Genomic DNA, 21,603 nt, shown 5'->3' with positions numbered 1-21,603 from the left:
CTCATCGGCCTTGAAGCGATGGAGCGCGAGGCGGTCTTCCTTCGAATAGATCGCCACGGTCCGGATATTCATCTCGGCAGCCGCGCGCATCACGCGGATGGAGATCTCGGAACGGTTGGCAATCAGCAGGGATTTGATCGGGGTGTAGTCCATGGGGCATCAGGAAACTATGTTGCCGTGCACTACGCATGACAACGAAATGTCAGAGAGAAGCGCTTCATGTCAAGTCATCCACACGACTGGAGTCAACACTATGCAATAAATACGGCACCAGAAATAGGAGCACAGCCTGAGAACAAGCCCTTCCATCCACAGGAACTGGCCAACACGCATAAAACTGCATCCTATTGCTTTTTTCTTAACACAAGAATGCATATCTGCCGCGTGCATTTATTTTTTAAATACTGAATCCAGTTTTTAAATTGTGGCGACGGTTTTACTTCTTGCGCGCAGCGCAGGCCGGTCCAAGTCATTCACCGAAGTAACGATGCTGCGACTAATTACGTCACGCCGGATGCGGGATAGCCAATTCTCCACCTTGCTCAGCCAGGACGAATAGGTGGGCGTGAAGTGCATGTGTACGCATCGATGAGCCCGCAGGAGTCCTGGACGTGCGACGTCTTGTGGCTGCTCACGTTGTCACAGATCACGTGGATTTCCTGACCACCGTGCTGAGGGCCACAATATAGGTCAGAAACGCCACGAACTGCTCGCAGATGTGACGCGCCGCGGTCTTGCGCAGCACGTCTCCGGTGGCCGTATTCAACGCGGCAAAGTGGCTCAATGTGCCATTGCGCTTGTACTCTCCATGCCAATCGGCTGTCATTCGCGATTAGTTCGAGCAATATTGTCAATTAACCGGCCAGACTTCTATATAAAAGGCGGGATCCAACCGGATTCCGGAGTGACGAAATTACTTCGCTCTACGACCGCCTCAGTAATGTGGCAATGTCGATGCGCTCCGTCTGGGTGGCCCCCCGCAGGCGGACTACCCAGATGGGCATGCGGGCGCTTGCCCATGATCATGGTTATGCGAGGGCATTGCGGCGAGCGCCGTCCACTTTTTCGATCCCCGATTTCGTGATTCTCGGTGCCGTAATGGGATCGAAGCTGAAGGCGCCAAGATGTGCCCAGGCGGAATTGTATTGGACGGGCATGCGAGCTTCCTCGGTGCGGTCCAGTTGCAGTGCGGCGCGAAGTGGCCAATAGGGGTCCCGCAGCATTTCGCGCGCCATCATAACGATGTCCGCCTTTTTCTCCCGCAGGATCGCCTCGGCCTGCTCGGCCTTGTCGATCCAGCCGACTGCGGCGACCGGCATCGTTGCTCCTTCGCGAATCGCCGCAGCGCCGGGTACTTGGTAGCCCGGTCCGACCGGAATCGTCGGATGGGGCACGGCTCCGCCCGAGCTAACGTCAACCAGGTCCACACCCTCATCCTTGAGCCAGCGAGCAAGCTCAATCGTCTCTTCGACACTCCACCCGCCTTCTACCCAGTCGGTGTATGACAGCCGGAAGGCTAGCACCCGGTCGGCCGGCCAGACCCGGCGTATCGCGCGAGCCACCTCGAGAGTGATTCGACAGCGATTTTCGAGCGAACCGCCGTAGGCATCCGTCCGATGGTTCGATAGCACTGAATTGAAGGAATGCAGGAGGTAACCATGCGCGGCATGCACTTCGATCCACCGGTATCCCGCTTCCCCGGCGCGTTGCGCCGAAAGGGCAAACTCATCGACCACATGCTCAATCTCCTGGATCGTCAGTTCATGCGGTACGGTGTATCCGTGATCAAAGGCGAGCGGGCTGGCGCCGTCCGGCTCCCATCCACCTTCTTCGATCGTCAACGGCCTACCTTGCGTCTGTCCCGGGTCGGATTCCCAAGGCGGCACGCGCGACGCCTTCCGCCCGGCGTGCGCGAGTTGCACGCCGGCCACGGCTCCCTGGGCTTCGATGAATCGGACGAGATCTCGATGGCCAGCAATGTGATCGTCCTTCCAGAGGCCGAGATCGGATGGCGTGATACGCCCCTCGGGCACGATCGCGGTACCTTCGGTCATCACGAGCCCGGCGCCACCCACGGCGCGGGAGCCCAGGTGAACCAGGTGCCAGGCGTTGACATACCCGTCCACTGCACTGTATTGGCACATCGGGGACACCCCGATCCGGTTGCGCAGCGTCACGCCGCGCAGCGTCAATGAGTCGAATAGTCCGGACATTTCAAGGTTCCTTGTTGAGGATCTAGTTAGAAAGAATGGGATGGGAACATCAGCGCGGCAGGAAATACTGCACTTCGAACAGGATGCAGCCGCGCCGCGAAACGAAAGGGCCGTGCGGGGTACCGGGAGGCCGGCACGAGTATGTATGTAACGGCGGGACCGCGTTCGATGAGAGCCGCGGGGACTCGTCGAGCGCTTGGAGGTCTCCCGATATCAAGAACACCTCTTCCCAATACCCGTGCACCAGCGTGCCCTGCGTGACGGCACCAGGAGCGAACCGGACAAGCCGTGTCCGGGCGCCGCATTGGGCGGCCTCGTCCAGGTCGTCGGCCAGCACTCTCACCTCGAGCCCAGCCGGAAATCCATCCAACACACACCAGCCTTCATCTTGCGAAAGCGCCATCATCTCGATATGCGCACGCGGCATCTTCATGGGTGTAACTCCTCATCGTCCCGAGTGATATGGATTGGAATCCGGCGCGTGCAACGGAACCGTTACTGGCGATACCGCCGGCGAGGGGGGGTGTAGTCGCATCCGTAACGGCGAACGCTTCCGCAGCTACGCACTTCTGCATTCCATCCTGATACGCGGGCACGGACAAGTCAACGCACCACCACAGCACGTTCCGTACCTCGAAATCAATGGTGGTAACTATTTGAAATGCGGCGCACAGAGGCTCTATCGCTTAGTCAGATGGTGTTGACGACGTGCGCGTAATTGGCCAGACGCATCCAGTATCGCCAAGGTGTCCACCAGCAACGGGTTGGGCCACACCGCACGTGGGAGGCGGCCCCTTTTTGCGCGGGGAAAGCGTCGGCCCTCATGTGCCAGTGCACCATCGAGCGCCGGGATACGCGTCTGTCGAAGTACGGAACAAAGCGCGCCGACTTGTTGACGCTTGGAAATCCACAACGCAGCATGATTACTTGATTTACTGAGTTGACGACTATGATCCGTGATATCGAAACGATGAACGTCCTGCGCGACAACATCGCGCGCTTTGTCCGCGAGCGCCTCATCCCGAATGAGGAACGTGTCGCGGAAGCTGACGAAATTCCCGACGACATTGTYGCGGATCTGAAGGCAATGGGGCTGTTCGGGCTAACCATCCCGGAAGCCTATGGCGGCCTCGAGTTGACGATGGAAGAAGAAGTGCTGTCAATGTTCGAGTTGGGCTATGCCTCGCCGGCCTTTCGATCACTGCTCGGCACCACGGTCGGCATCGGCTCCCAAGGTATCCTGTTTGATGGCACCGACGAACAGAAGGCGCGCTACCTGCCTCGGCTGGCTACGGGCGAGATCATCGCATCGTTTGCCCTGACTGAACCCGAATCCGGCTCCGACGCGGCATCGCTGCGCACGATGGCGCGCAGGGAAGGCGACATGTACGTGGTAAATGGGACGAAGCGCTTCATTACCAATGCGCCGCATGCCGGTATCTTTACGCTGATGGCGCGCACCAATCCGGAAGAACGGGGTGCGGCCGGCATCTCGGCGTTCATCGTGGACGCGGGCACACCCGGCATCAGTTTCGGCAAGCGCGACAAAAAGATGGGGCAGAAGGGCGCGCATACGTGCGACGTCATCTTCGAGAACTGCCGCGTGCCGGCTGCCAACCTCATCGGTGGCATCGAGGGCAAGGGCTTCAAGACGGCCATGAAGGTTCTCGACAAGGGCCGCATTCATATCGCCGCGATCTGCGTGGCAGTCGCACAGCGCATGCTCGACGACACCTTGCGATACGCCATGGAGCGCAAGCAGTTCGGCCGAGCGATCTCCGATTTCCAGTTGATTCAGGCCATGCTTGCCGACAGCCGCGCCGAACTCTACGCCGCCCGCTGCATGGTGATCGATGCCGCCCGCCGCCGGGACAGCGGTGAGAACGTGAGCACCGAGGCGTCATGCGCCAAGCTGTTCGCCTCCGAAATGTGTGGACGCGTGGCCGACCGATGCGTGCAAATCCACGGCGGCGCCGGCTATGTCAGCGACTACGGCATCGAGCGCTTCTATCGCGACGTCCGGCTCTTCCGCATCTATGAGGGAACGACACAGATCCAGCAACTCGTGATCGCCCGCAACATGATTCGCGACGCCGCACATTGATTCCTCGACTCGCCCAACCTCTCCACCATGCATTGACGACGATGAAATTCCCTACCGAAGACAAGTACCAGGAAATCCGTGACGCCCTTCGAAGCCTGTGCGCCGACTATCCCGACGAGTATTGGCGCAAAATCGACGAGCAGCGCGGCTATCCGGAGACGTTCGTCGAGGCGCTGACCAAGGCCGGTTGGCTGTCCGCACTGATTCCCCAGGAGTATGGTGGCTCCGGTCTCGGCCTGACCGAAGCATCCGTGATTATGGAAGAGATCAATAGCAATGGCGGCAATTCCGGGTCCTGCCATGGTCAGATGTACAACATGAACACTCTCCTGCGCCATGGGTCCGAAGCGCAGAAGCGGAAGTACTTGCCACGTATTGCGTCGGGCGAACTGCGGCTGCAATCAATGGGCGTGACCGAGCCGACGACAGGCACCGACACCACGAAGATCAAGACCGTTGCCATCAAGAAGGGCGATCGCTACGTGATCAACGGACAGAAGGTCTGGATCTCGCGCGTGCAGCACTCCGAACTCATGATCCTACTCGCCCGCACGACGCCGGCGGATCAGGTCAAGCGTAAATCCGAAGGCCTCTCGATCTTCCTGGTGGACTTGCGCGACGCGATCGGCAGCGGACTGACCGTACGTCCGATTACCAACATGGTTAACCACGAAACAAACGAGCTGTTCTTCGACAACCTGGAAATTCCGGCGGAGAACCTGATCGGCGAGGAAGGTAAGGGATTTCGCTACATTCTCGACGGCCTCAACGCCGAACGCACGCTGATCGCGGCCGAGTGCATTGGCGACGGTTGGTGGTTCCTGAATCGCGCAGCGAAGTACGCCGGAGAGCGCATCGTCTTCGACCGGCCAATCGGACAGAATCAGGGTGTGCAATTCCCGATCGCCGAGAACTACATCGAAGTCAGCGCCGCTAACTTGATGCGCTTTCGCGCCTGTGAATTGTTCGATGCACACTCCGCTTGCGGAGCGGAGGCGAACATGGCCAAGTACCTGGCCGCGAAAGCCTCTTGGGAGGCGGCCAACGTTTGCCTGCAGACGTTCGGCGGCTTCGGTTTCGCCTGTGAATACGACGTCGAGCGCAAGTTCCGCGAGACGCGCCTGTACCAGGTCGCACCGATCTCGACCAATCTGATCCTTTCCTACGTTGCGGAGCATATACTCGGCCTGCCACGCTCCTTCTGATGGCAACACAAGCAGAGACAGCAGGCGCGGCTCGCGAGACGATGGAATATGATGTCGTCGTGGTCGGCGGCGGTCCGGCGGGCCTGTCAGCCGCTATAAGGCTCAAACAGCGCGCCCGGGAAGCAGGTACCGACATCGCCGTGTGCGTACTGGAGAAAGGCTCGGAGATCGGCGCCCATATCATCTCCGGAGCGGTCATGGACCCGCGTGCGCTGAACGAACTGCTGCCTGAGTGGAAGTCGATGGGTGCACCGCTCAACGTGCCAGTCAGCGAAGATCGGTTCCTGTTCCTCACTAAAAGGACGTCGGTGAGCGTGCCAGACTGGCTGCTGCCCCGCATATTGCGCAACGAGGGCAACTATGTCGTCAGCCTCGGCAACGTTGTTCGCTGGCTGGGAAAACAGGCCGAGGCGCTCGGTGTCGAGATCTTCGCTGGGTTTCCGGCGGCCGAGATCCTTTATCACGATGATGGCTCGGTCAAGGGCGTTGCCACCCGAGACCTGGGAGTCGGCCGTGATGGCAAGGCCCGCGAAAATTTCCAGCGCGGCGTGACGATTCATGCGAGATATACGCTGTTCTGCGAAGGCGCGCGCGGCCACTTGGGCCTCGAACTGACTTCTAAGTTCGGGCTTCGGGACAACGCCAGCCCACAGGTTCATGGGATCGGCATCAAGGAACTCTGGAACATCGATCCAGCGAAGCACCGGCCAGGACTCGTCATGCACACGGCCGGATGGCCGCTCGAGCGGGACACCTATGGCGGATCGTTCCTCTACCATGCAGAGGGCAACCAGGTTGCGGTCGGATTCATTGTGGGGCTGGGGTATGCAAATCCGTGGCTTTCGCCTTTCGAGGAGTTCCAGCGATACAAAACACATTCCGCTATCCGAACGTTGTTCGAAGGCGGGACGCGTGTGGCTTACGGAGCGCGTGCGATCGCCGCAGGTGGCCTGACCGCATTGCCGACGCTCGTATTTCCCGGCGGCGCCTTGGCTGGCGACGACGCCGGATTTCTCAACCCCGCACTCGTCAAGGGCAGCCATGCCGCGATCAAGACAGGAATGCTGGCGGCAGACGCAGCATTCGACGCCGTTTCGGCCGGTTATTCCTCCGATACGCTCAGCGCCTATCCCGCAGCATTCCGCGCGTCGTGGTTCTATGAAGAGTTGCATCGCGCCCGCAACTTCAGACAATGGATGAGCAAGGGGCTCTACCTAGGAGCACTGATGACGGGCATTGAGCAGAAACTCATGGGCGGTCGAGTACCTTGGACGCTTAGGCACCGACATGCCGATCACGAGACGCTCGACCTGGCCAAGCATCATCGGCCGATTGTCTATCCCCGGCCGGATGGCAAACTGACGTTCGATCGGTTTTCGTCCGTCCTCCTCTCAAACACCAATCATGCTGAGGATCAGCCGGAACATCTGGTGTTGCAGAGTAGCATGACGCCGGTCGCGTTGAATCTTCGCCATTACGCAGGTCCGGAATCACGCTATTGCCCGGCTGCGGTTTACGAATTCGCGCAATCGGGCGGAACAGGTTCGGTGGGCGCGACGCACAGACTGGTCGTCAGCGCGCAGAACTGCTTGCATTGCAAGAGCTGCGACATCAAGGATCCATCGCAAAACATTGTTTGGAGAACGCCTGAGGGTGGCGGCGGACCGAACTATTCAAACATGTGATGGTCCGGCTAGGCCCACCGCAAGGCTGTCGTTTTTTCGTAGTCCGGCATGCCTCGTAGCAGGCGAGCGCCTGGCACGTTCCAGCCCGCAAAGTACTCCTCGCGAGGATCGCAAACCGTCATATCGAATCCCAAGCTGACTGCACCCTGACAGAGGTATCGCGAAAGCTGGGCTGCCCCGATCACGATCAAGCGGCAGGCAGGGCCAAGCACGGTGGTCAGGGCCTCCGTCACATTCGATCCCCTCTTGAGGCGCACCGTCGAAGTACGTGGCACGACCCGTGGTCAGCTCTACTGTGCGCCGCGTTGTAATCCTCTGACCCAGGCGCTCGACGATCTGGTCAAGCGGGTCGGGATCCAGCATCAGTTAGTGTCTCTACGCCGAAATGGTGCACTTGGTCGATCAGGTCGTCCTCAATGCATCCTCCGGATACGGAGCCTGCGACCATGCCGTCTTCCCGGATTGCCATTGCTCCCGGTGGCTGGGGCGATGAGCCCCAGGTACAGACAACTGTGACCAGCACCAGCTTCTGTCGTTCGCGCAGCCGCCGCCGGCAGGCACGCAGGATGTCGAGATCAACGGGTTCCGTGACTTGACACCTTCAGAGAGCGCGCGCCATCCGGCGTTGCGTCTACCGCTCGCTCGTGAGCTATCGCGCGAGCACCCATTTCGCCAACTCGGCAGCTTGTTCGCCACTGACGCCTGGATTGGCGGGCATCGGCATGCCGCCCCAGGTTCCTTTACTGCCCTGGCGATTGCTTGTCGCAACGGCGGCCAGGCCATCCGGCTTGTCCTTATAGCGCGCGGCAATTTCCGCGAAGGACGGGCCAACAAGTCTCTTGTCTGCTGCGTGGCACGCCATGCAGTTACTTTTCTGCGCCAACGCCGCGGAGTCCTGCGATTGCGCGCTAGGAAGCGCGACAAGTAACGTGATCGCGGTGACCAACTTGGGTATCGTGCTCATGATGCCTCCTGAATGATCTAGGGAATGGTTGCTCAAGTGTGTCGCAGGAGGGGAAGCACACGGTGCGCTTTGCGGCTTAACGCGAACAGTGCGTTAGCGACAGCGGGACCGGCACCGGGCACGCCTGGTTCTCCTGCGCCAGTCGGCGGGGCATCGGACTTGACGATGTGCACCTCGATACAAGGCATCTCGTGCAGGCGCAGAACATCGTAATCACCATAGTTGCCCTGCACTACGGTGCCTTTGTCAAGGGTGATCTCCGACTTGAGCGCCGCACCGAGGCCAAAACCGATACCGCCCTCCATCTGCGCTCGGACCTGGTCCGGGCTTACAACAATGCCGCAGTCAATTGCGCAAACGATACGATGGACCTTGAGGTTGCCGTTGTCGTTCGAGACCTCAGCGACCTGCGCGACGACGGTGCCGAATGTTTCGGTGATCGACAGCCCAAGCGCGCGCCCAGCGGGCAAGGTCTTGCCCCAATCTGCCTTTTCGGCAGCCAGCTTGAGCACCGCGGCTTGGCGTGGATGCTCGCCGAGCAGGTCGAGCCGATACTGCAGCGGGTCCTTGCCGGCGGCTGCGGCCACCTCGTCGAAGAAGCATTCCACAGCGTAGCCAGCATGATTCATACCGACGGAGCGCCAAAAGGTCACCGGCACGCCCAACTGCGGAGCGCTTACGTCGACGCGGCGATTCGGCACCGCGTACGGCATCGTCGCCGAACCCTCGACGGTTGTGGGATCGACGCCGTTTTTGATCCATACATCGAACGGAGTGCCCACGCATAGCGATTGCCCGATAATCGTGTCCCGCCAAGCAATCAGCTTGCCTTGCGCGTCAATGCCGGCCTTGAACTTGTGCAGGTAAATCGGCCGGTACTGGCCCGCGCGCATGTCGTTCTCGCGTGTCCACTGCACCTTGACTGGCGCCTTGAAGCCCATCGCCTTTGCCACGCTCACCGCCTCGAAGATCACGTCGGCATTGAATACAGCGCGGCGGCCGAAACTGCCTCCCGTTCGCATAACGTGCAGGATCACCTTCTCCGGCGGGACGCCAGCGAGTTCAGCAACCAGCGCCTGATAGGTATCCTGATACTGGTGCCCGCCCCAGACCTCGAGCGTGCCGTCTGCATTCATGCGAACAGCGGCATTCAATGGTTCGAGCGGAGCGTGCGCCAGGAAAGGAAATTCATAGGTCCCCTCGATGACCTTCGCCGCCTCACGGAATGCTAGATTCACGTCGCCCTTTTCTATCGCAACGGCATCTCCCCCCCGGGCGGCCAGCAGGCGGTACTGGGCAATGATCTCCTCGGAGCCGCGTTTCTCCGCTTTGCTATCGTCCCATTCTGCCTTGACCAAGTCGCGCGCCTTGAGTGCCGTCCACATATGATCGGCCACTACGGCGACGCCTCGCGGTGTCTCGATGGCGTCGACGAAGCCCTCCAATCGGCGTGCCGCGCTCGCATCGACACCGATAAGGCGCGCGCCAAACAGCGGCGGATGGATCATCACCGCGGTCAACATACCTGTAGCCTTCACGTCGATGACGAACTTCAGCTTGCCGTTGACCTTGGGCGGCGTGTCGAAGCGTGGTAGGGTCTCGTTCCCTATATAGACCCAATCTTTTCGTGCCTTCAGCGCAACCGTCGCCGGCGGTGGCAGCTTCGCCGCGGCAGCGGCCAGGCTGCCGTAGGTTGCGTGCTTCCCCGAGGTATGCGTCAGCACGCCCTTAGCTGCGCGGATCTCGGCGGCCGGCACGTGCCACGCTTGCGCTGCCGCAGCGACGAGCATCGCCCTGGCGGCGGCGCCAGCCTGGCGGTAGCGATCGAACGAAATGGATGTGCCGGTCGACCCGCCTGTGGCTTGCATGCCGAGCACTTTGTTGCTGTACAGCGCCGGGTTGCCGAAGCCACCGACAACGTCGATATCGGCCCAGTCGGCATCGAGCTCTTCCTGCACCAATGTGGCGATTCCGTGCCAAATTCCCTGACCGCTTTCGAACTGCGATGCGATCACGGTCACCTTGTTGTCGGCGTCGATCTTCACGTAACCCGCGAACGGGTTGCTCATCGCTTCTCCGGCCACCTTGGCCGCATCGGATCCCGATGAGCCAATCGCGGGCACGTTATGAAAGCCGACGACCAGCCCGCCCCCGACCGCCACGGCGCCGATAAGGAAGCGGCGGCGCGATGCGTTCTGCGGCTTGTGTTCGGAAAAGATCTTAGGAATATGCATACTAGGCCTCCAGTGCCTTCGCGGCCTCGTGCACCGCCGCGCGGATACGTTGGTATGTGGCGCAACGGCACAGGTTGCCGCTCAGCGCCGCGTCGATGTCGTCGTCCGTCGGGCGCTTGTTCACCGTCAGCAGCGCCGTTGCGGCCAGCACCTGGCCGGACTGGCAGTAGCCGCACTGCGGCACGTCCAAGCGGATCCACGTCTGCTGAACAGCCACGGCGACCTTGCCACTTGCTCCCTCGATCGTAGTGACGGCGCGGCCGGCAATATTGGCGATTGGGGTCTGACACGAACGGGCGGGCGAGCCATCCACGAGCACGGTACAAGCGCCGCACAACGCCATACCGCAACCGAACTTTGTACCTGTCAGGTCCAGGGATTCGCGCAGCGCCCAGAGCAGAGGCATCTCTGGGTCGCCGTCCATGTCTATTGGCTTGCCGTTCAAAGTGAAGTGAGTCATGGTCGCTCCTGGGCCGGGGAAAATTGAACGAATTTTGGGGGCCGACGCACGGTAAGATAAAGTAGCTCTAGCTGCGATCAGAATTCCGGGTAGGCGAAGAATCGACGAGTGGATGACATGGCGCCAATGGCGGCGACTACGGGACGTTCGATACCGCTGCGGGTCCCGGTCCTGGCCAGCTCGGCAACCTACTTTCACCTTCGAGAATTGCCGGAGAAAATATGCCTATGTGGCACCCGCCGGTTGTGTAGCCAGGCTTGCGGGGTCTTCGTACAGGCAATCATCGATTGCCTGTCAACGTAGTTCCCGTCGAGGGGTAGTAGGCGTTACGTCAGTCCTAAATCAGCGGGAGCTGCACCCATACTTTCAGCAAAGGGAGCTGTGGCATTCTACGAGGAGCAAGGGATTCACAACGCAGTCGTGGAGCATACTTGTGGTCCGGAAAGAGCAGACGAATCCCTTGGAAGACCGACGTAGCCTCGCGTTCGCGGCCAAGTAAGAATGGATGCTTGCGGGCGATCTAGTGACCCGAAAACCACCATTGATTCCGACGCAATCCTTGAAGCCGAATAGCGAGCGGTGATGCGTCTCGCCAAGTGACACATTGGTCTAATGCAACCCCGGCCTCAGCCTTTCTCGCTACGAGTCAAGCCTCGAGCTTGGGGATTGAAAAGGGGCGACGCGGTGAACAAGGCCAATGCCCAATCGAAGAAGACCCTCACTGTAGGCGCTAGGTGCCGGTTGCGGGCATACAGCATCGAAACGGGCACCCGGGGCGATGCATACCCAGCCAGCACCCGACGAAGGCGTCCTGCCTCGATATGTGGCAGCATCAGGAAATTCCCCGCACGAACGATGCCAAGCCCTTCGACGCCGCAGGCAATATAGCTTTCGGTGTCGTTCACAAATAAGTGGCCCGTGGGCTGGAAATGCTGGGGCTCTCCATCCACGACAAAATCCCACTCCATGGGGCGGCCGGTCTGGCTGAGCGTATAGCCGACAACCTCATGGTCACGCAACGAACTAAGGTCCATGGGTTCGCCGAAAGCGTCGAGATAGGTGGGCGATGCAGCAACAATCCATTCAAAGCTGCCGAGCCGCCTCCCAACCAGGGTGGACGAGTCCGCCAGGACACCGGTTCGAATCGCGCAATCGACTCCTTCGTGAACGATATCGACAGGGCGGTCTCCCAGCGCAAGCGTCAGTTCGATATCGGGGTAACGCCGCCGAAAGTCCCGCAGTGCCGGGATCAAGACCGCCCTGGCCAACGACGTGGGGGCGTCGACCTTGAGTTTGCCGGCTGGCTTGCCAGCTACGCCGGGGAAGCCGGCCTCGGCGCTGTCGATAGCGTCAATGATCCGTCTGCAATGCTCGTAGTATGTGGCGCCATCGGAGGTCACGCTCAGCCTTCGCGTGGTGCGCTGAAGCAGTCGGACACCCAGGTGAGCCTCGAGATTCTTTACGATACTGGTTACTGTCGATGCAGGCAGCCCCAACGTCTCGGCAGCTTTAGTGAAGCTATTCGTTTCAACGATGCGTCGAAACACTTGCATTGCTTGCAGACGGTCCATGGAGAGCCCATATTGGTAGCCAGCGGCCAAGCCTCGGGCGACCGGCCGGCATATTTGCGGATGAACAGTTTCTCAGGGCGACCGCTCCGACAGTCGCTTTTCCGGCCATGCCACTATGCTCTGGTGCGCAACCACGGAGGCAGAATTATGACACTTATCGACGCGGGCTGAGATCCAAAAAGGCGGTTCCACGCGGGCGCTCGTAGTGAATCCTGTGTCCGTTGAAGGTCAAGGTAGAGAATCGGAGCAGAAGCACCGGGTCGGGCCCCATTTTGCGAGGCCATTCCTCGATCGCGCTCGCAACGAGCGGCGCCGGTGACGCATTTGAGAGGCCTCTTCCCGATGTCTTGCGCTTCGGCTAACCGAAGGCCTTGGGGCGCGCAGTACTCTCCACGGCAACGAAAGCCAGTGACCCCGTCCCTCCCGTTTCGGCGCCCACGTCCAGTATGGTGGACTTCTTCGATACAACCTCACTACGCGGAGGGACCGCAATCGTCCACCGGCCCACATGCAGCGCTGAAGCGGCACCGGCGGCAGAATGTACAGCCGGTACCAACGAGGGGCCAGTGGATCGCCGGGAACCTGTACTCGCTCCTCACGGTCGCGGGTCGCGGAGAGCGCCTTGACGGGGAACGCAATTATTTCGTCTTGGGACTCGGTTGACTTACCAACCCACTCCTTTCAGCGTGACGGTGTCCATGAGCGTCCCCTAGTCTGTTTCCAAGGTCCCCACTCTGTACGGGGGTAGGCCACTTCCATCTGGGAAAGTTCGGAATAGCCGTTCGCTCACACAGAATGCTGGGTTTCGGCAGTTATCCGAACGGTGCGTTCAGAAGAATCAAATTTACGCCATTTGGGATTGTGACGAAGATTTGGAAACAGAACAGGATTTAGAGGTTTCCATGCGTATCCAAATTCGTTGCCGTTCCCGGGTGTCCCTCCGTAGACTCGTGCCAGCCTTCCCTCTAAGGATTTCACCGGCTCACGGTGACCACAGCCTAACGAGACGCGGCTTTGAGCGCCCCCTAAAGACCGGCCATGCCATCGAAGTCCCGGCCTTCGAATCCATTGACCTGCACCTTGCAGGCAACGCGTTCTCTGCGACCAATTGCAGCCTGGAACTCAGCGGCAAGGCGCACAGTGAAGTCGGCCTCCTTATCACTCAAGGAATGCTAGGGGACTCGCCTGGGGCGCCATGGTTACGGGACATGATATCTGGAACTGTATTCCACGACCCGACGCGGAATTGGACAGCCGAAGTGGTTGCGCAGGCCCTCAATACAACTCCCCAGCGCATTCGAAGCGCCCTTTTCACCAGAGGCATGGCTTTCACCCAGATATGCAGGACGCAGCGCTTGATGCGTGCGCTGTTCGAGTCGATGCAATTCAACTTATCTATCGCCGAACTGAAAGACCGCATCGGCTGGGCGGGTCCACACGACCTTGAGTCGTCCTTCTACGACTGGTTTGGCGTTTCATTGCAGACAGTCTCCCGCCTGCGGGAGGACGGGCTGTAGTTGTATGTCGATGGCTTATGGAGGACCCGAAGTAATGCCAGAAGAATTTTAGGCAGCAGCATCAGCGTGCCGCAGCCCTTTTCAAACTGGAACGTCCTACTGCAACTCAATCGGCAGCTGGCCAGCGCGAACCTGAGCGCCTGGTTGCACGAGAATCTCCTTCACCGTCCCACCGACTTCGGTCACGACGCTTGTCTCCATCTTCATCGCCTCAATTGCCCCTACGGTTTCACCCTTGGCGACAACCTACCCGACCCTGACGCTGACAGTTATCACGGCGCCTTGCATCGGCGTGCCAACAAGCATTGGATTGCCCGCGGTGGCCATCCTTGCCCCCGCGACAAGCTTGGCACCCAGGCTTGGCTGGGACGTCAGCCCGCTCATGGAGTCCGTGGAGCTGTCGACTGCATCCACCCCACCTCCACGGCCGCCAGCACCGACGGTGCAGCCACGCCGCTCGTATCGTGAGTGTGGAAGTGAGTAGGAATACCCAACTTGCTCGGTGTCGCCGAGAATCTGGACCTCCACATGCTTCGCTCTCACGATGAACTTCTCGAGGTACACCTCGTCGTTGCCGAAGGCCGCCTTTGCTTCACGCCGGGCCGCGGTGATAGCGTCGGCCAGTTCCACTTCCTGCCGAATCGCCCGCATGCCGCGGCCGCCTCCGCCCCAGCTAGCCTTAAGCATCAGTGGATAGCCGATGCCCGCCGCCAGCTTCGTGGCCTCCTCAATGTCATCCGGCAGAGAATCAGCGCTACGAAGGAAAACGGCGCCAGCGCAGCATCGCCGGCCTCCAACGCCCAGTCGCCAACGCCGGGCTTCCAAGTCAATCCCATGGGAATCGCCCCGTGACAGTTGCCGTTTGAAGTCTTCGTGAGAGCAAACTCGTGTTCTCTGTGACGTTGCGTCATCGAATCGCCAACGTGACAAAGCCCGCTTCCACTATCGCCACTCAAGCGACCGAAAGATAGCTCTTGCGTAGCGCTTCGTCGCGCATCAGATCGTCGCTGGATCCCTGCCACGCTACCCGGCCTTTTTCCATGATGTAGTGCCGATCAACGACTCGGCAGATCGCATCGACGTCCTTATCGACGACGATCATCGACATCCCTTCTTTCTTGAGGCGCCGAAGGATTGTCCAAATCTCCTCGCGGATGAGCGGCGCCAGCCCCTCCGTCGCTTCGTCGAGAATCAACAAGGCGGGATTGGTCAGCAGTGCCCTCCCGATCGCGAGCATTTGCTGTTCGCCACCAGAAAGGAGGTTGCCAGGATTTGACATCCTTTCGCGCAGTCGCGGGAAGAAGGCGAGAACGCGATCGAGCGTCCAGGCACCCGGACGACGGCCGTGGCGGGCCGCCACCAGCAGGTTTTCCCGGACGTTGAGGTTGGGGAAGATGCGCCGCCCCTCCGGTACGATGCCGATGCCGTGCTGCGCAATGCGATGGGGCGCCAGGGCGTCGATACGAGCACCACGGAACGTGATCTGGCCCCCGCTTGGGGGGCAGATGCCGAGCACAGCGTTGATTAGGGTGGTACGCCCCATGCCATTACGCCCGAGCAGGCCTACAGCCTCGCCTTCCTGAACGACGAGTGACGCATCGAACAGCACTGGGACATCCCCATACCCGGCACAAACATTCTGCAGAGCAAGCAGCATTTTTAACTCCGAGGTTCCGAATGGCCAAGATAGGCGGCCTGTACTGATGCGTCGCGTCGGATGTCGTCTGGCGTGCCAGTAGCGATAACCGAGCCGGCGACTAGTACGCTGAGTCGGTCAGCCAGCGCGAAAACGGCGTCCATGTCATGTTCAACCATAACGATGGTGTATTCCCCTTTCAAACGCTGCAGGAGATCCACCAGCTGTCGGCTTTCGTTCTGGCCCATGCCGGCCATCGGCTCGTCGAGCAGCATGACCTTGGGGCGCATTGCCAGGGCAATGGCAATCTCGAGCTGACGGCGCTCGCCGTGCGAAAGGTTAACCGCTGCTGTGTCGGCTCGTGCTTCCAGGCCTGCCAGATGCAACGCTTCGCGGGCCGGCGCGAGGAGGGTGGCATCGTCACGCGTCGGTCGCCAGAAGCGGAAACTGTGGCCGGTGCCCGCCTGCACTGCTAGCGCCACGTTCTGCAGGGCCGTGAAGTCAGGGATGACCGACGAGATCTGGAATGACCGAGCCAGGCCTAGTGTGGCCCTGGCGTGTACCGGCAGACGGGTAATGTCTACTCCGTCCAACTGGATATCGCCTGCGTCCGGGAAGAACGTTCCATGGAGTTGGTTGATCAAGGTGGTCTTGCCGGCGCCATTCGGACCGATCAGGGCATGAAACTCGTTGCGCCAGACGTCAAGTGATAGTCCGTTCGTGACCTGAAGTCCACCAAAGCGCTTGCGCAATTTGGTAACGGAAAGCATCGACTCATGCATGATGACGTTTCTCCCCCTTGTGAGTCCCTACTGCCGTAAGTACACCGGCAATGCCGTGGCGTAGAAACAGGACCATGAGGATGATGAGAATCCCGAAGGGAAGTTGCCAATGGATAGTGAGTCCCGAAAGGAGCGTTTCCACCACGACATACAGGGCCACGCCGACTACCGGTCCCCACACGGTGGCCATACCGCCTAGTACGACCATCACGATAAGTTCGCCAGATCGGGTCCATGCCATGTCCGCTGGGCTGACGAACTGCTGTGAGATCGCGAGGAGCACGCCAGCAAGGCCGGCTACCGCGCCAGCGATAACGAAGACCATCAGTTGGTATCGCGTCGGGGAAATTCCCACGGCCGCCACGCGCCGCTCGTTACCCATGGCGGCCCGGATCACGGTACCGAATCGGCTCTGGACGAGGCGCGAGGCACCGGCCAGCACGACGAGAAGGACGCCTAGGCACAGGTAGTAAATCGTCGTGCGATCTTCCAGAGGCAAGCTCCCCAAACGAAGCGGCGAACTGATCTGCAAGCCCTCGTCGCCGCCGTAGGCGTCGAACGAGACAAAGAAGTAGTAAATCATCTGGTTGAAGGCGAGCGTGATCATGATGAAATACGCACCGCGCGTGCGCAGGGCCACGATGCCCAATACCCCGGCCACGGCGGCGGACACGAGCATCGCGATTGGGAGCGAGACCAGAAGATTGTCTGTGCCCTTGAATGCCAGGCCGAAGATCGTCAGCGGCATGTCAACGTGGCTCGCTAGGATGGCAATCGTATAGCCACCGATCCCGAATAGGGCTGCATGCATCACGCTTATCAAGCCCGCGAATCCGAGCAGGACGTTCAGCGATACCGCTGCTACCGCGAACACCATGACCCGGGTTAGGACGCGAACCAGGAAGGGCTGGTCAAACGCGGTGGCGAGCACCGGTAGCACGGCGAGAGCCACGATGATCAGAAGGCTCGGCAACGTCCGCAGAACGTGAGGGCGAACTGGGCGCAGGATGGGAGAGGTTACGTCAAGCATGGCTGGGAAAGAGTCCGGTGGGGCGCCAGGCAAGCAGGGCAGCCATAATCATGTAAATGAACATCGACCCGAGCGCCGGGCTGAGCAGCACCCGGCCGAACGTGTCGCCGATGCCGACGAGCAATGCGGCGATGAAGGCGCCGCGGATGGAACCGACACCGCCAATAACAATGACAACCAAGGCTAGAATGAGAATTGGCTCGCCCATCCCTACCTGCACCGCCAGGATGGGCCCGGCCATGACGCCGGCCAGGCCGGCCAGCGCGGCGCCCGCCATGAAGACGATGGCGAAGACCCGGTCCACGTTGATACCCAGAGCAGATGCGGCAACTCGGTCGCTGGCGCCGGCGCGAACCCACATCCCTCCGCGCGTGTGCACAACCATCAGGTAAAGGGCAAGGGCAATTAACAGGCCAATCGAGAGCACGACGAGGCGGTACACCGGATACTGCATACCTGGCAGGAGTTCCACAGACCCTTGCAACGCTACCGGAAGCGTCATCTGCATCGGGGTGGCACCCCAAATCATGCGTACTGCCTCGTTGGCAACCATGATCAAGCCGAAGGTCGCCAGCGTCTGGTCCAGGTGGCTGCGTCGATAGAACCAGCGGAGCAGCACGCGCTCGATCAACATGCCGAGGAGAGCGGCGCTTGGCACCGCCACCAGAATCGCCAGAGCAAAGCTGCCCGTTGCCGCTAGCACGCTGGCGCCGACATAGGCGCCGGCCATGTACAGCGAACCGTGCGCCAGGTTGATAAGATTCATGATGCCGAATACGAGCGTCAGACCAGCTGACGTTAAGAACAGCATCACGCCGAACTGCGCGCCATTGAGCGCCTGTTCGACTAGTAAGTTTAAAGTCATGTCTCACTCCGTGAGTTCGATCGGCACCTTGGAAGGAGGAGCCGATCCCTTCTATTTATGCATTTAGCATGGCAATGATTGCCGAGGAGGTCAATCAAACCACGCCATGTGTTCCGTACTTTGATAAGCGTAGTGCGGAAGACATCTTGCGTTCGGGGGGGAGCCCCTGCACACATGGCATCGATAGACTATGGCGAATGCGCCGTTGGACGTATTCTCAGGGTTTCGGGGGAGTCCGCCCCGAACGTCGGATTGTCCGTCCAAAGTACGGAATTGTGCCCACGCCACAGTGCCCGCGGCTTGGGCCGGCGAGCACGTGAGAAAGCCGATATCGACTGAGACGAAGGCGCTCACCTCACTTCGGCAACACCGTTGCTGAGGACTGTGACATCCCGTTCGAGCACTCTGGCACGGAAGGCAATTGTCGGGCTGCCTCTGTCTCTGACCCAAATCTCGGTACGGATTGTCTCGCCGGGTAGCACCGGCGCCGAGAACCTTGCGAATAGCATGCGCAGCCGCAGCGGATCGTAACCACAGACGCTACGGAGGATCGCGTGGCCGGCAATGCCGTAAGTGGCAAGCCCGTGTAGGATCGGACGTGGAAATCCTGCCGCGTCCGCCACATCAGGATCAGCATGCAGCGGGTTCGAATCGCCATTGAGACGGTACAGGAGCGCCGCATCCGCGCGCGTCGGCAGATCGCATACGATATCGGGCGACGAGTCCGGTACGCTTTCCACAGGCGGCAAGGGCACGTCGCTGGGCTGGCCCCGCTCGGCGAAGCCGCCATCCCCCCGGCAGAAATTCAACTGCTCGACACTAGCCAGAAGTGCTCCCGTGGCCTTGTCGACGACATCGCGTTCGATTAGGACCTGGGCGCCCCTGCCCGCGCCCTTGTCTATGACGGCTTTAATGCGGGAGCGGCCGATAATCGTTCCCGACTTCGGCAAGGGGCGATGCAGCCGGATGCGTTGTTCTCCGTGCACCACCTTTACCCAGTCGATGCCGGCAGCGGGGTGCTTCATCCACTGACCGGGAAAGCCTAGTACTGCTGCCATGGTCGGCACAGCGTGCAGGGATGGTCCGTAGGTAAACGTCAGCGCGTTACGGTCCAGAGGGTCATGGCCATAACCCACGCTCAGCGCATAGAGCATCGCGTCGCGTTCGGAATAGTGGTGCTCAACGTCCTCGAACGGCCAAGCCTTGAGCGAATGGTAGTCAATCGACATGGAGAGATCCTGTGAATGTGGCAAGGTGGACGGCGGCGAAAGCTGGGGCGCCGTCGAACGTCATGTAGGATCCCAACTGAAAACGTCACCCGAGCGCTCCATGGGCACGAACGATGCCTTGAGCGCCGGCATGCCATGGACGGCAATCGATTCCGGACTCCAACCCTCGCTGCGATGCACGGAACGCACGGGCCTAGGCTGGCTCATTAGGAAGATCTCATTGTTACGTACAGTAAAGATCTGCCCGTTGACGTCGCGCGCCGCGTCACTTGCGAGGTAGACTGCGAGCGGTGCAATCTTGGCCGGAGTCATTTGCTTGATCTTCTCGACGCGCGCGGCCTGTTCAGGCGTGTCGATCGGGATCGAACTGACCATACGACTCCACGCGAACGGCGCGATGCAATTCGAGCGAACGCTGAACTTTTCGAGATCGAGCGCGATCGATTTCGAGAGACCAGCGATACCCATTTTGGCGGCGTTGTAGTTGGCCTGGGCATAATTGCCGATCAGGCCAGAGGTCGATGTCATGTGGATGAATGCGCCGCTTTCCCGCTGTTTGAAATGTACCGCCGCGGCCCGACTGAGGCTAAACGTGCCATACAGATGCACCTTGAGGACGGCATCCCACTCCTCGTCTGTCATCTTGTGGAAGAAGCGATCTCGCAGGATTCCCGCATTGTTGACCACGCAGTCTACGCGGCCGAATACGTCAAGCGCATGGGTAACGATCCGATCACCGGCGCCAGGGTCGGCAACGCTTTGCGCGTCAGCTACAGCTTCCCCGCCCGCTGCCACGATTTCCTGCGCCACGCGCTGCCCCGGCGTTGTATCGCGGCCGGCGCCGTCAAGGGCCGCGCCGATGTCATTGACGAGTACGCGTGCGCCATAGCGGGCCATCAATAGTGCGATGTCCCTGCCGATACCGCCACCGGCGCCGGTAACAATGACCACTTTGCCGGCCATCATGTCTGTTTCAGTCATAGCTATCTCCATCGTTTTGAAAATAAAGGCTGGCGCACGGTATGCCTTGCGCTAAAGCATTGGGCGCAAGGCGCCACTAGCAAAGTGGAACAAGAATAGCGCGCCGGCATTGCAAGGAGTTCCACAATGGCGGCGAGCTGCCTGAGTGTCAATGAACCAAAAACAGTCCTTCCGTACTTCGAAAGAGATGCTGATAGCGTGACGCGGGATCGATCGGCCGCCCGTTTGCGCCGGCAGCATCGTTCGCGTGGTTGAATGCGGGCTTTTAAAGCACGGAACTTCTTCGGCGTCGTTGCGCTTGCAGTGGCTCCGCGCGTTGGGCAGATTCGACGGAGCGTGTCGCTGAAGGCGTCCTCGGTGCAGCCTACCCTCCAAATGCACGTGAACGACAATCAGCAGAAAGCTTGCGGCGAATGGGCGCGCCCAGCCAACAGTTATCTCGAGTGAAACGTGAATACCTAGATTCCATCAGGCGCTGTAGTGGCGACGATGGTTCTTATGCTAAGTTCTTGCGCTCTGCACGACGACGGATTCACTAAGCGCGAAGCAGTGCGCGCCGAGCTGGACGGACGGGCTGGTCTGCGAGGGATACGAGCCAGGCCGATCGATCTGAACTACCCCACACACCTTCAGGCCGCGCGGCGGGGAGCGCAAACGCAGGGGAGCGAACGTTGCGTTGACTGACCCGCCTGTAGATCGAGATGCATCACGCGCACACGCCAGCGTATGGGAGGTAGGCCCTTACAAGGGGATTTAAGGCGTACACAAATCCGATACGCTGATTCTGCGCCGCCCGGGCACGGCTCGCGTACTTTCCTGAGAGGTACGCGCTTGTCGCGTGAGCGTCACCGCGCGCGTAGCTCGCATTTGCGGAAACGTAAGACGATGCCCCGGCGTTGCCCGGCACGCCGCCCAGGCCGACCAGCGCCGTGGTCCGGGAACCAGCCAGATCAGGCGTCGTGTAACGCACGACCTTGACGGCGCGAATCCCCACGACGGGGGCATTTAGCGCAGCGTTGCCCAAGATGCCGTAGAGGGGCCTCGATGCCGCGGCGCACGCTGCAGGATAAACCCCTTCGCCGGCATCAGACTTTGGCGGATGGCTTCGACCAACACGGCTTCGAACG

At 60.2% G+C, this 21,603-nt stretch carries 18 protein-coding genes and 3 pseudogenes; 4 read left to right on the top strand and 17 right to left on the bottom strand.

What is annotated here, in order from left to right:
• The 4 genes and pseudogenes from AB4Z48_RS35215 to AB4Z48_RS35200 form a co-directional block, all read right to left on the bottom strand.
• Positions 1 to 153, bottom strand: a 153-nt coding sequence (locus tag AB4Z48_RS35215; protein ID WP_441622650.1) for a biotin carboxylase N-terminal domain-containing protein, incomplete at its 3' end; no start/stop codon positions are given.
• A gap of 264 nt (positions 154 to 417) precedes the next feature.
• Positions 418 to 820 (bottom strand): annotated as a pseudogene (locus tag AB4Z48_RS35210) (transposase); the annotation flags it as partial.
• Between the two features lie 208 nt (positions 821 to 1,028).
• A complete protein-coding gene (locus AB4Z48_RS35205) occupies positions 1,029 to 2,213 on the bottom strand; it encodes an NADH:flavin oxidoreductase/NADH oxidase (protein ID WP_441622644.1) in 1,185 nt (394 codons plus the stop codon).
• A gap of 49 nt (positions 2,214 to 2,262) precedes the next feature.
• Positions 2,263 to 2,646 carry a cupin gene (locus tag AB4Z48_RS35200; protein WP_441622642.1) on the bottom strand — a complete coding sequence of 128 codons (384 nt, stop codon included), beginning with the start codon at positions 2,644 to 2,646 and terminating at the stop codon, positions 2,263 to 2,265.
• A gap of 516 nt (positions 2,647 to 3,162) precedes the next feature.
• Between AB4Z48_RS35200 and AB4Z48_RS35195 the strand changes: the two genes are divergently transcribed.
• From AB4Z48_RS35195 to AB4Z48_RS35185, 3 genes are read left to right on the top strand one after another with little or no spacing between them, the layout of a single operon-like run.
• On the top strand, positions 3,163 to 4,317 hold the full coding sequence (locus tag AB4Z48_RS35195) for an acyl-CoA dehydrogenase family protein (RefSeq protein WP_441622640.1): 1,155 nt from the start codon (positions 3,163 to 3,165) through the stop codon (positions 4,315 to 4,317).
• Between the two features lie 41 nt (positions 4,318 to 4,358).
• Complete coding sequence (locus AB4Z48_RS35190) at positions 4,359 to 5,522, top strand: acyl-CoA dehydrogenase family protein (protein ID WP_441622638.1); 1,164 nt, start codon at positions 4,359 to 4,361, stop codon at positions 5,520 to 5,522.
• Entirely contained in the window at positions 5,522 to 7,207 is a 1,686-nt protein-coding gene (locus tag AB4Z48_RS35185) for a 4Fe-4S dicluster domain-containing protein (protein ID WP_441622636.1), read from the top strand. The genes AB4Z48_RS35190 and AB4Z48_RS35185 overlap by 1 nt, the downstream gene beginning before the upstream one ends.
• Positions 7,208 to 7,547: 340 nt before the next feature.
• Here the strand turns inward: AB4Z48_RS35185 and AB4Z48_RS35180 are convergent, their stop codons facing one another.
• From AB4Z48_RS35180 to AB4Z48_RS35160, 5 genes are all read right to left on the bottom strand, one after another.
• Positions 7,548 to 7,751: an XdhC family protein gene (locus AB4Z48_RS35180; RefSeq protein ID WP_441622648.1), complete on the bottom strand. Its 204-nt coding sequence runs from the start codon at positions 7,749 to 7,751 to the stop codon at positions 7,548 to 7,550.
• 105 nt (positions 7,752 to 7,856) lie between these two features.
• Positions 7,857 to 8,171, bottom strand: a complete 315-nt coding sequence (locus tag AB4Z48_RS35175) for a c-type cytochrome (protein WP_441622634.1) — start codon at positions 8,169 to 8,171, stop codon at positions 7,857 to 7,859.
• Positions 8,172 to 8,203: 32 nt separating this feature from the next.
• Positions 8,204 to 10,405: a xanthine dehydrogenase family protein molybdopterin-binding subunit gene (locus tag AB4Z48_RS35170; protein ID WP_441622632.1), complete on the bottom strand. Its 2,202-nt coding sequence runs from the start codon at positions 10,403 to 10,405 to the stop codon at positions 8,204 to 8,206.
• A 1-nt stretch (position 10,406) separates the two neighbouring features.
• Positions 10,407 to 10,865 (bottom strand): (2Fe-2S)-binding protein, encoded by a 459-nt coding sequence (locus tag AB4Z48_RS35165; protein ID WP_441622631.1) that lies wholly within the window; start codon positions 10,863 to 10,865, stop codon positions 10,407 to 10,409.
• Positions 10,866 to 11,491: 626 nt separating this feature from the next.
• The gene (locus AB4Z48_RS35160) at positions 11,492 to 12,436 is read right to left on the bottom strand and encodes a LysR substrate-binding domain-containing protein (protein WP_441622629.1); all 945 of its coding nucleotides are present in this window, start codon (positions 12,434 to 12,436) and stop codon (positions 11,492 to 11,494) included.
• Between the two features lie 1,322 nt (positions 12,437 to 13,758).
• On the opposite strand from AB4Z48_RS35160, the gene AB4Z48_RS35155 reads away from it, so the two are divergent.
• Positions 13,759 to 13,953, top strand: coding sequence for a hypothetical protein (locus AB4Z48_RS35155; RefSeq protein ID WP_441622627.1), 195 nt, complete (start codon positions 13,759 to 13,761; stop codon positions 13,951 to 13,953).
• Positions 13,954 to 14,049: 96 nt separating this feature from the next.
• Here the strand turns inward: AB4Z48_RS35155 and AB4Z48_RS35150 are convergent.
• The 8 genes and pseudogenes from AB4Z48_RS35150 to AB4Z48_RS35115 all read right to left on the bottom strand — a co-directional run.
• Positions 14,050 to 14,184: pseudogene (locus AB4Z48_RS35150) on the bottom strand (biotin/lipoyl-containing protein); the annotation flags it as partial.
• A 270-nt stretch (positions 14,185 to 14,454) separates the two neighbouring features.
• Positions 14,455 to 14,730, bottom strand: a pseudogene (locus AB4Z48_RS35145) (ATP-binding protein); the annotation flags it as partial.
• A 175-nt stretch (positions 14,731 to 14,905) separates the two neighbouring features.
• Entirely contained in the window at positions 14,906 to 15,610 is a 705-nt protein-coding gene (locus AB4Z48_RS35140; protein ID WP_441622625.1) for an ABC transporter ATP-binding protein, read from the bottom strand.
• A gap of 2 nt (positions 15,611 to 15,612) precedes the next feature.
• Entirely contained in the window at positions 15,613 to 16,371 is a 759-nt protein-coding gene (locus AB4Z48_RS35135; protein WP_441622623.1) for an ABC transporter ATP-binding protein, read from the bottom strand.
• Positions 16,364 to 17,401 (bottom strand): branched-chain amino acid ABC transporter permease, encoded by a 1,038-nt coding sequence (locus AB4Z48_RS35130; protein WP_441622621.1) that lies wholly within the window; start codon positions 17,399 to 17,401, stop codon positions 16,364 to 16,366. Before AB4Z48_RS35130 ends, AB4Z48_RS35135 begins: the two co-directional genes overlap by 8 nt.
• Positions 17,394 to 18,266: a branched-chain amino acid ABC transporter permease gene (locus AB4Z48_RS35125; RefSeq protein ID WP_441622619.1), complete on the bottom strand. Its 873-nt coding sequence runs from the start codon at positions 18,264 to 18,266 to the stop codon at positions 17,394 to 17,396. Before AB4Z48_RS35125 ends, AB4Z48_RS35130 begins: the two co-directional genes overlap by 8 nt.
• Before the next feature lie 350 nt (positions 18,267 to 18,616).
• A complete protein-coding gene (locus AB4Z48_RS35120) occupies positions 18,617 to 19,495 on the bottom strand; it encodes a MaoC/PaaZ C-terminal domain-containing protein (RefSeq protein WP_441622617.1) in 879 nt (292 codons plus the stop codon).
• A gap of 60 nt (positions 19,496 to 19,555) precedes the next feature.
• The gene (locus AB4Z48_RS35115; RefSeq protein ID WP_441622646.1) at positions 19,556 to 20,461 is read right to left on the bottom strand and encodes an SDR family NAD(P)-dependent oxidoreductase; all 906 of its coding nucleotides are present in this window, start codon (positions 20,459 to 20,461) and stop codon (positions 19,556 to 19,558) included.
• Positions 20,462 to 21,603: the final 1,142 nt, after the last annotated feature.

The organism is Cupriavidus sp. 2TAF22, assembly GCF_052115045.1.
GTDB lineage: Bacteria > Pseudomonadota > Gammaproteobacteria > Burkholderiales > Burkholderiaceae > Cupriavidus.
The sequence above is the reverse complement of the archived record's forward strand: the minus strand, read 5'-3'. Positions and strand labels throughout refer to the sequence as shown.

Coding starts and splice junctions, on each gene's coding strand:
- AB4Z48_RS35205 (WP_441622644.1), bottom strand. CDS start 2,213: ATGTCCGGACTATTCGACTCATTGACGCTGCGCGGCGTGACGCTGCGC.
- AB4Z48_RS35200 (WP_441622642.1), bottom strand. CDS start 2,646: ATGAAGATGCCGCGTGCGCATATCGAGATGATGGCGCTTTCGCAAGAT.
- AB4Z48_RS35190 (WP_441622638.1), top strand. CDS start 4,359: ATGAAATTCCCTACCGAAGACAAGTACCAGGAAATCCGTGACGCCCTT.
- AB4Z48_RS35185 (WP_441622636.1), top strand. CDS start 5,522: ATGGCAACACAAGCAGAGACAGCAGGCGCGGCTCGCGAGACGATGGAA.
- AB4Z48_RS35175 (WP_441622634.1), bottom strand. CDS start 8,171: ATGAGCACGATACCCAAGTTGGTCACCGCGATCACGTTACTTGTCGCG.
- AB4Z48_RS35170 (WP_441622632.1), bottom strand. CDS start 10,405: ATGCATATTCCTAAGATCTTTTCCGAACACAAGCCGCAGAACGCATCG.
- AB4Z48_RS35165 (WP_441622631.1), bottom strand. CDS start 10,865: ATGACTCACTTCACTTTGAACGGCAAGCCAATAGACATGGACGGCGAC.
- AB4Z48_RS35160 (WP_441622629.1), bottom strand. CDS start 12,436: ATGGACCGTCTGCAAGCAATGCAAGTGTTTCGACGCATCGTTGAAACG.
- AB4Z48_RS35155 (WP_441622627.1), top strand. CDS start 13,759: ATGGCTTTCACCCAGATATGCAGGACGCAGCGCTTGATGCGTGCGCTG.
- AB4Z48_RS35140 (WP_441622625.1), bottom strand. CDS start 15,610: ATGCTGCTTGCTCTGCAGAATGTTTGTGCCGGGTATGGGGATGTCCCA.
- AB4Z48_RS35135 (WP_441622623.1), bottom strand. CDS start 16,371: ATGCATGAGTCGATGCTTTCCGTTACCAAATTGCGCAAGCGCTTTGGT.
- AB4Z48_RS35130 (WP_441622621.1), bottom strand. CDS start 17,401: ATGCTTGACGTAACCTCTCCCATCCTGCGCCCAGTTCGCCCTCACGTT.
- AB4Z48_RS35125 (WP_441622619.1), bottom strand. CDS start 18,266: ATGACTTTAAACTTACTAGTCGAACAGGCGCTCAATGGCGCGCAGTTC.
- AB4Z48_RS35120 (WP_441622617.1), bottom strand. CDS start 19,495: ATGTCGATTGACTACCATTCGCTCAAGGCTTGGCCGTTCGAGGACGTT.
- AB4Z48_RS35115 (WP_441622646.1), bottom strand. CDS start 20,461: ATGATGGCCGGCAAAGTGGTCATTGTTACCGGCGCCGGTGGCGGTATC.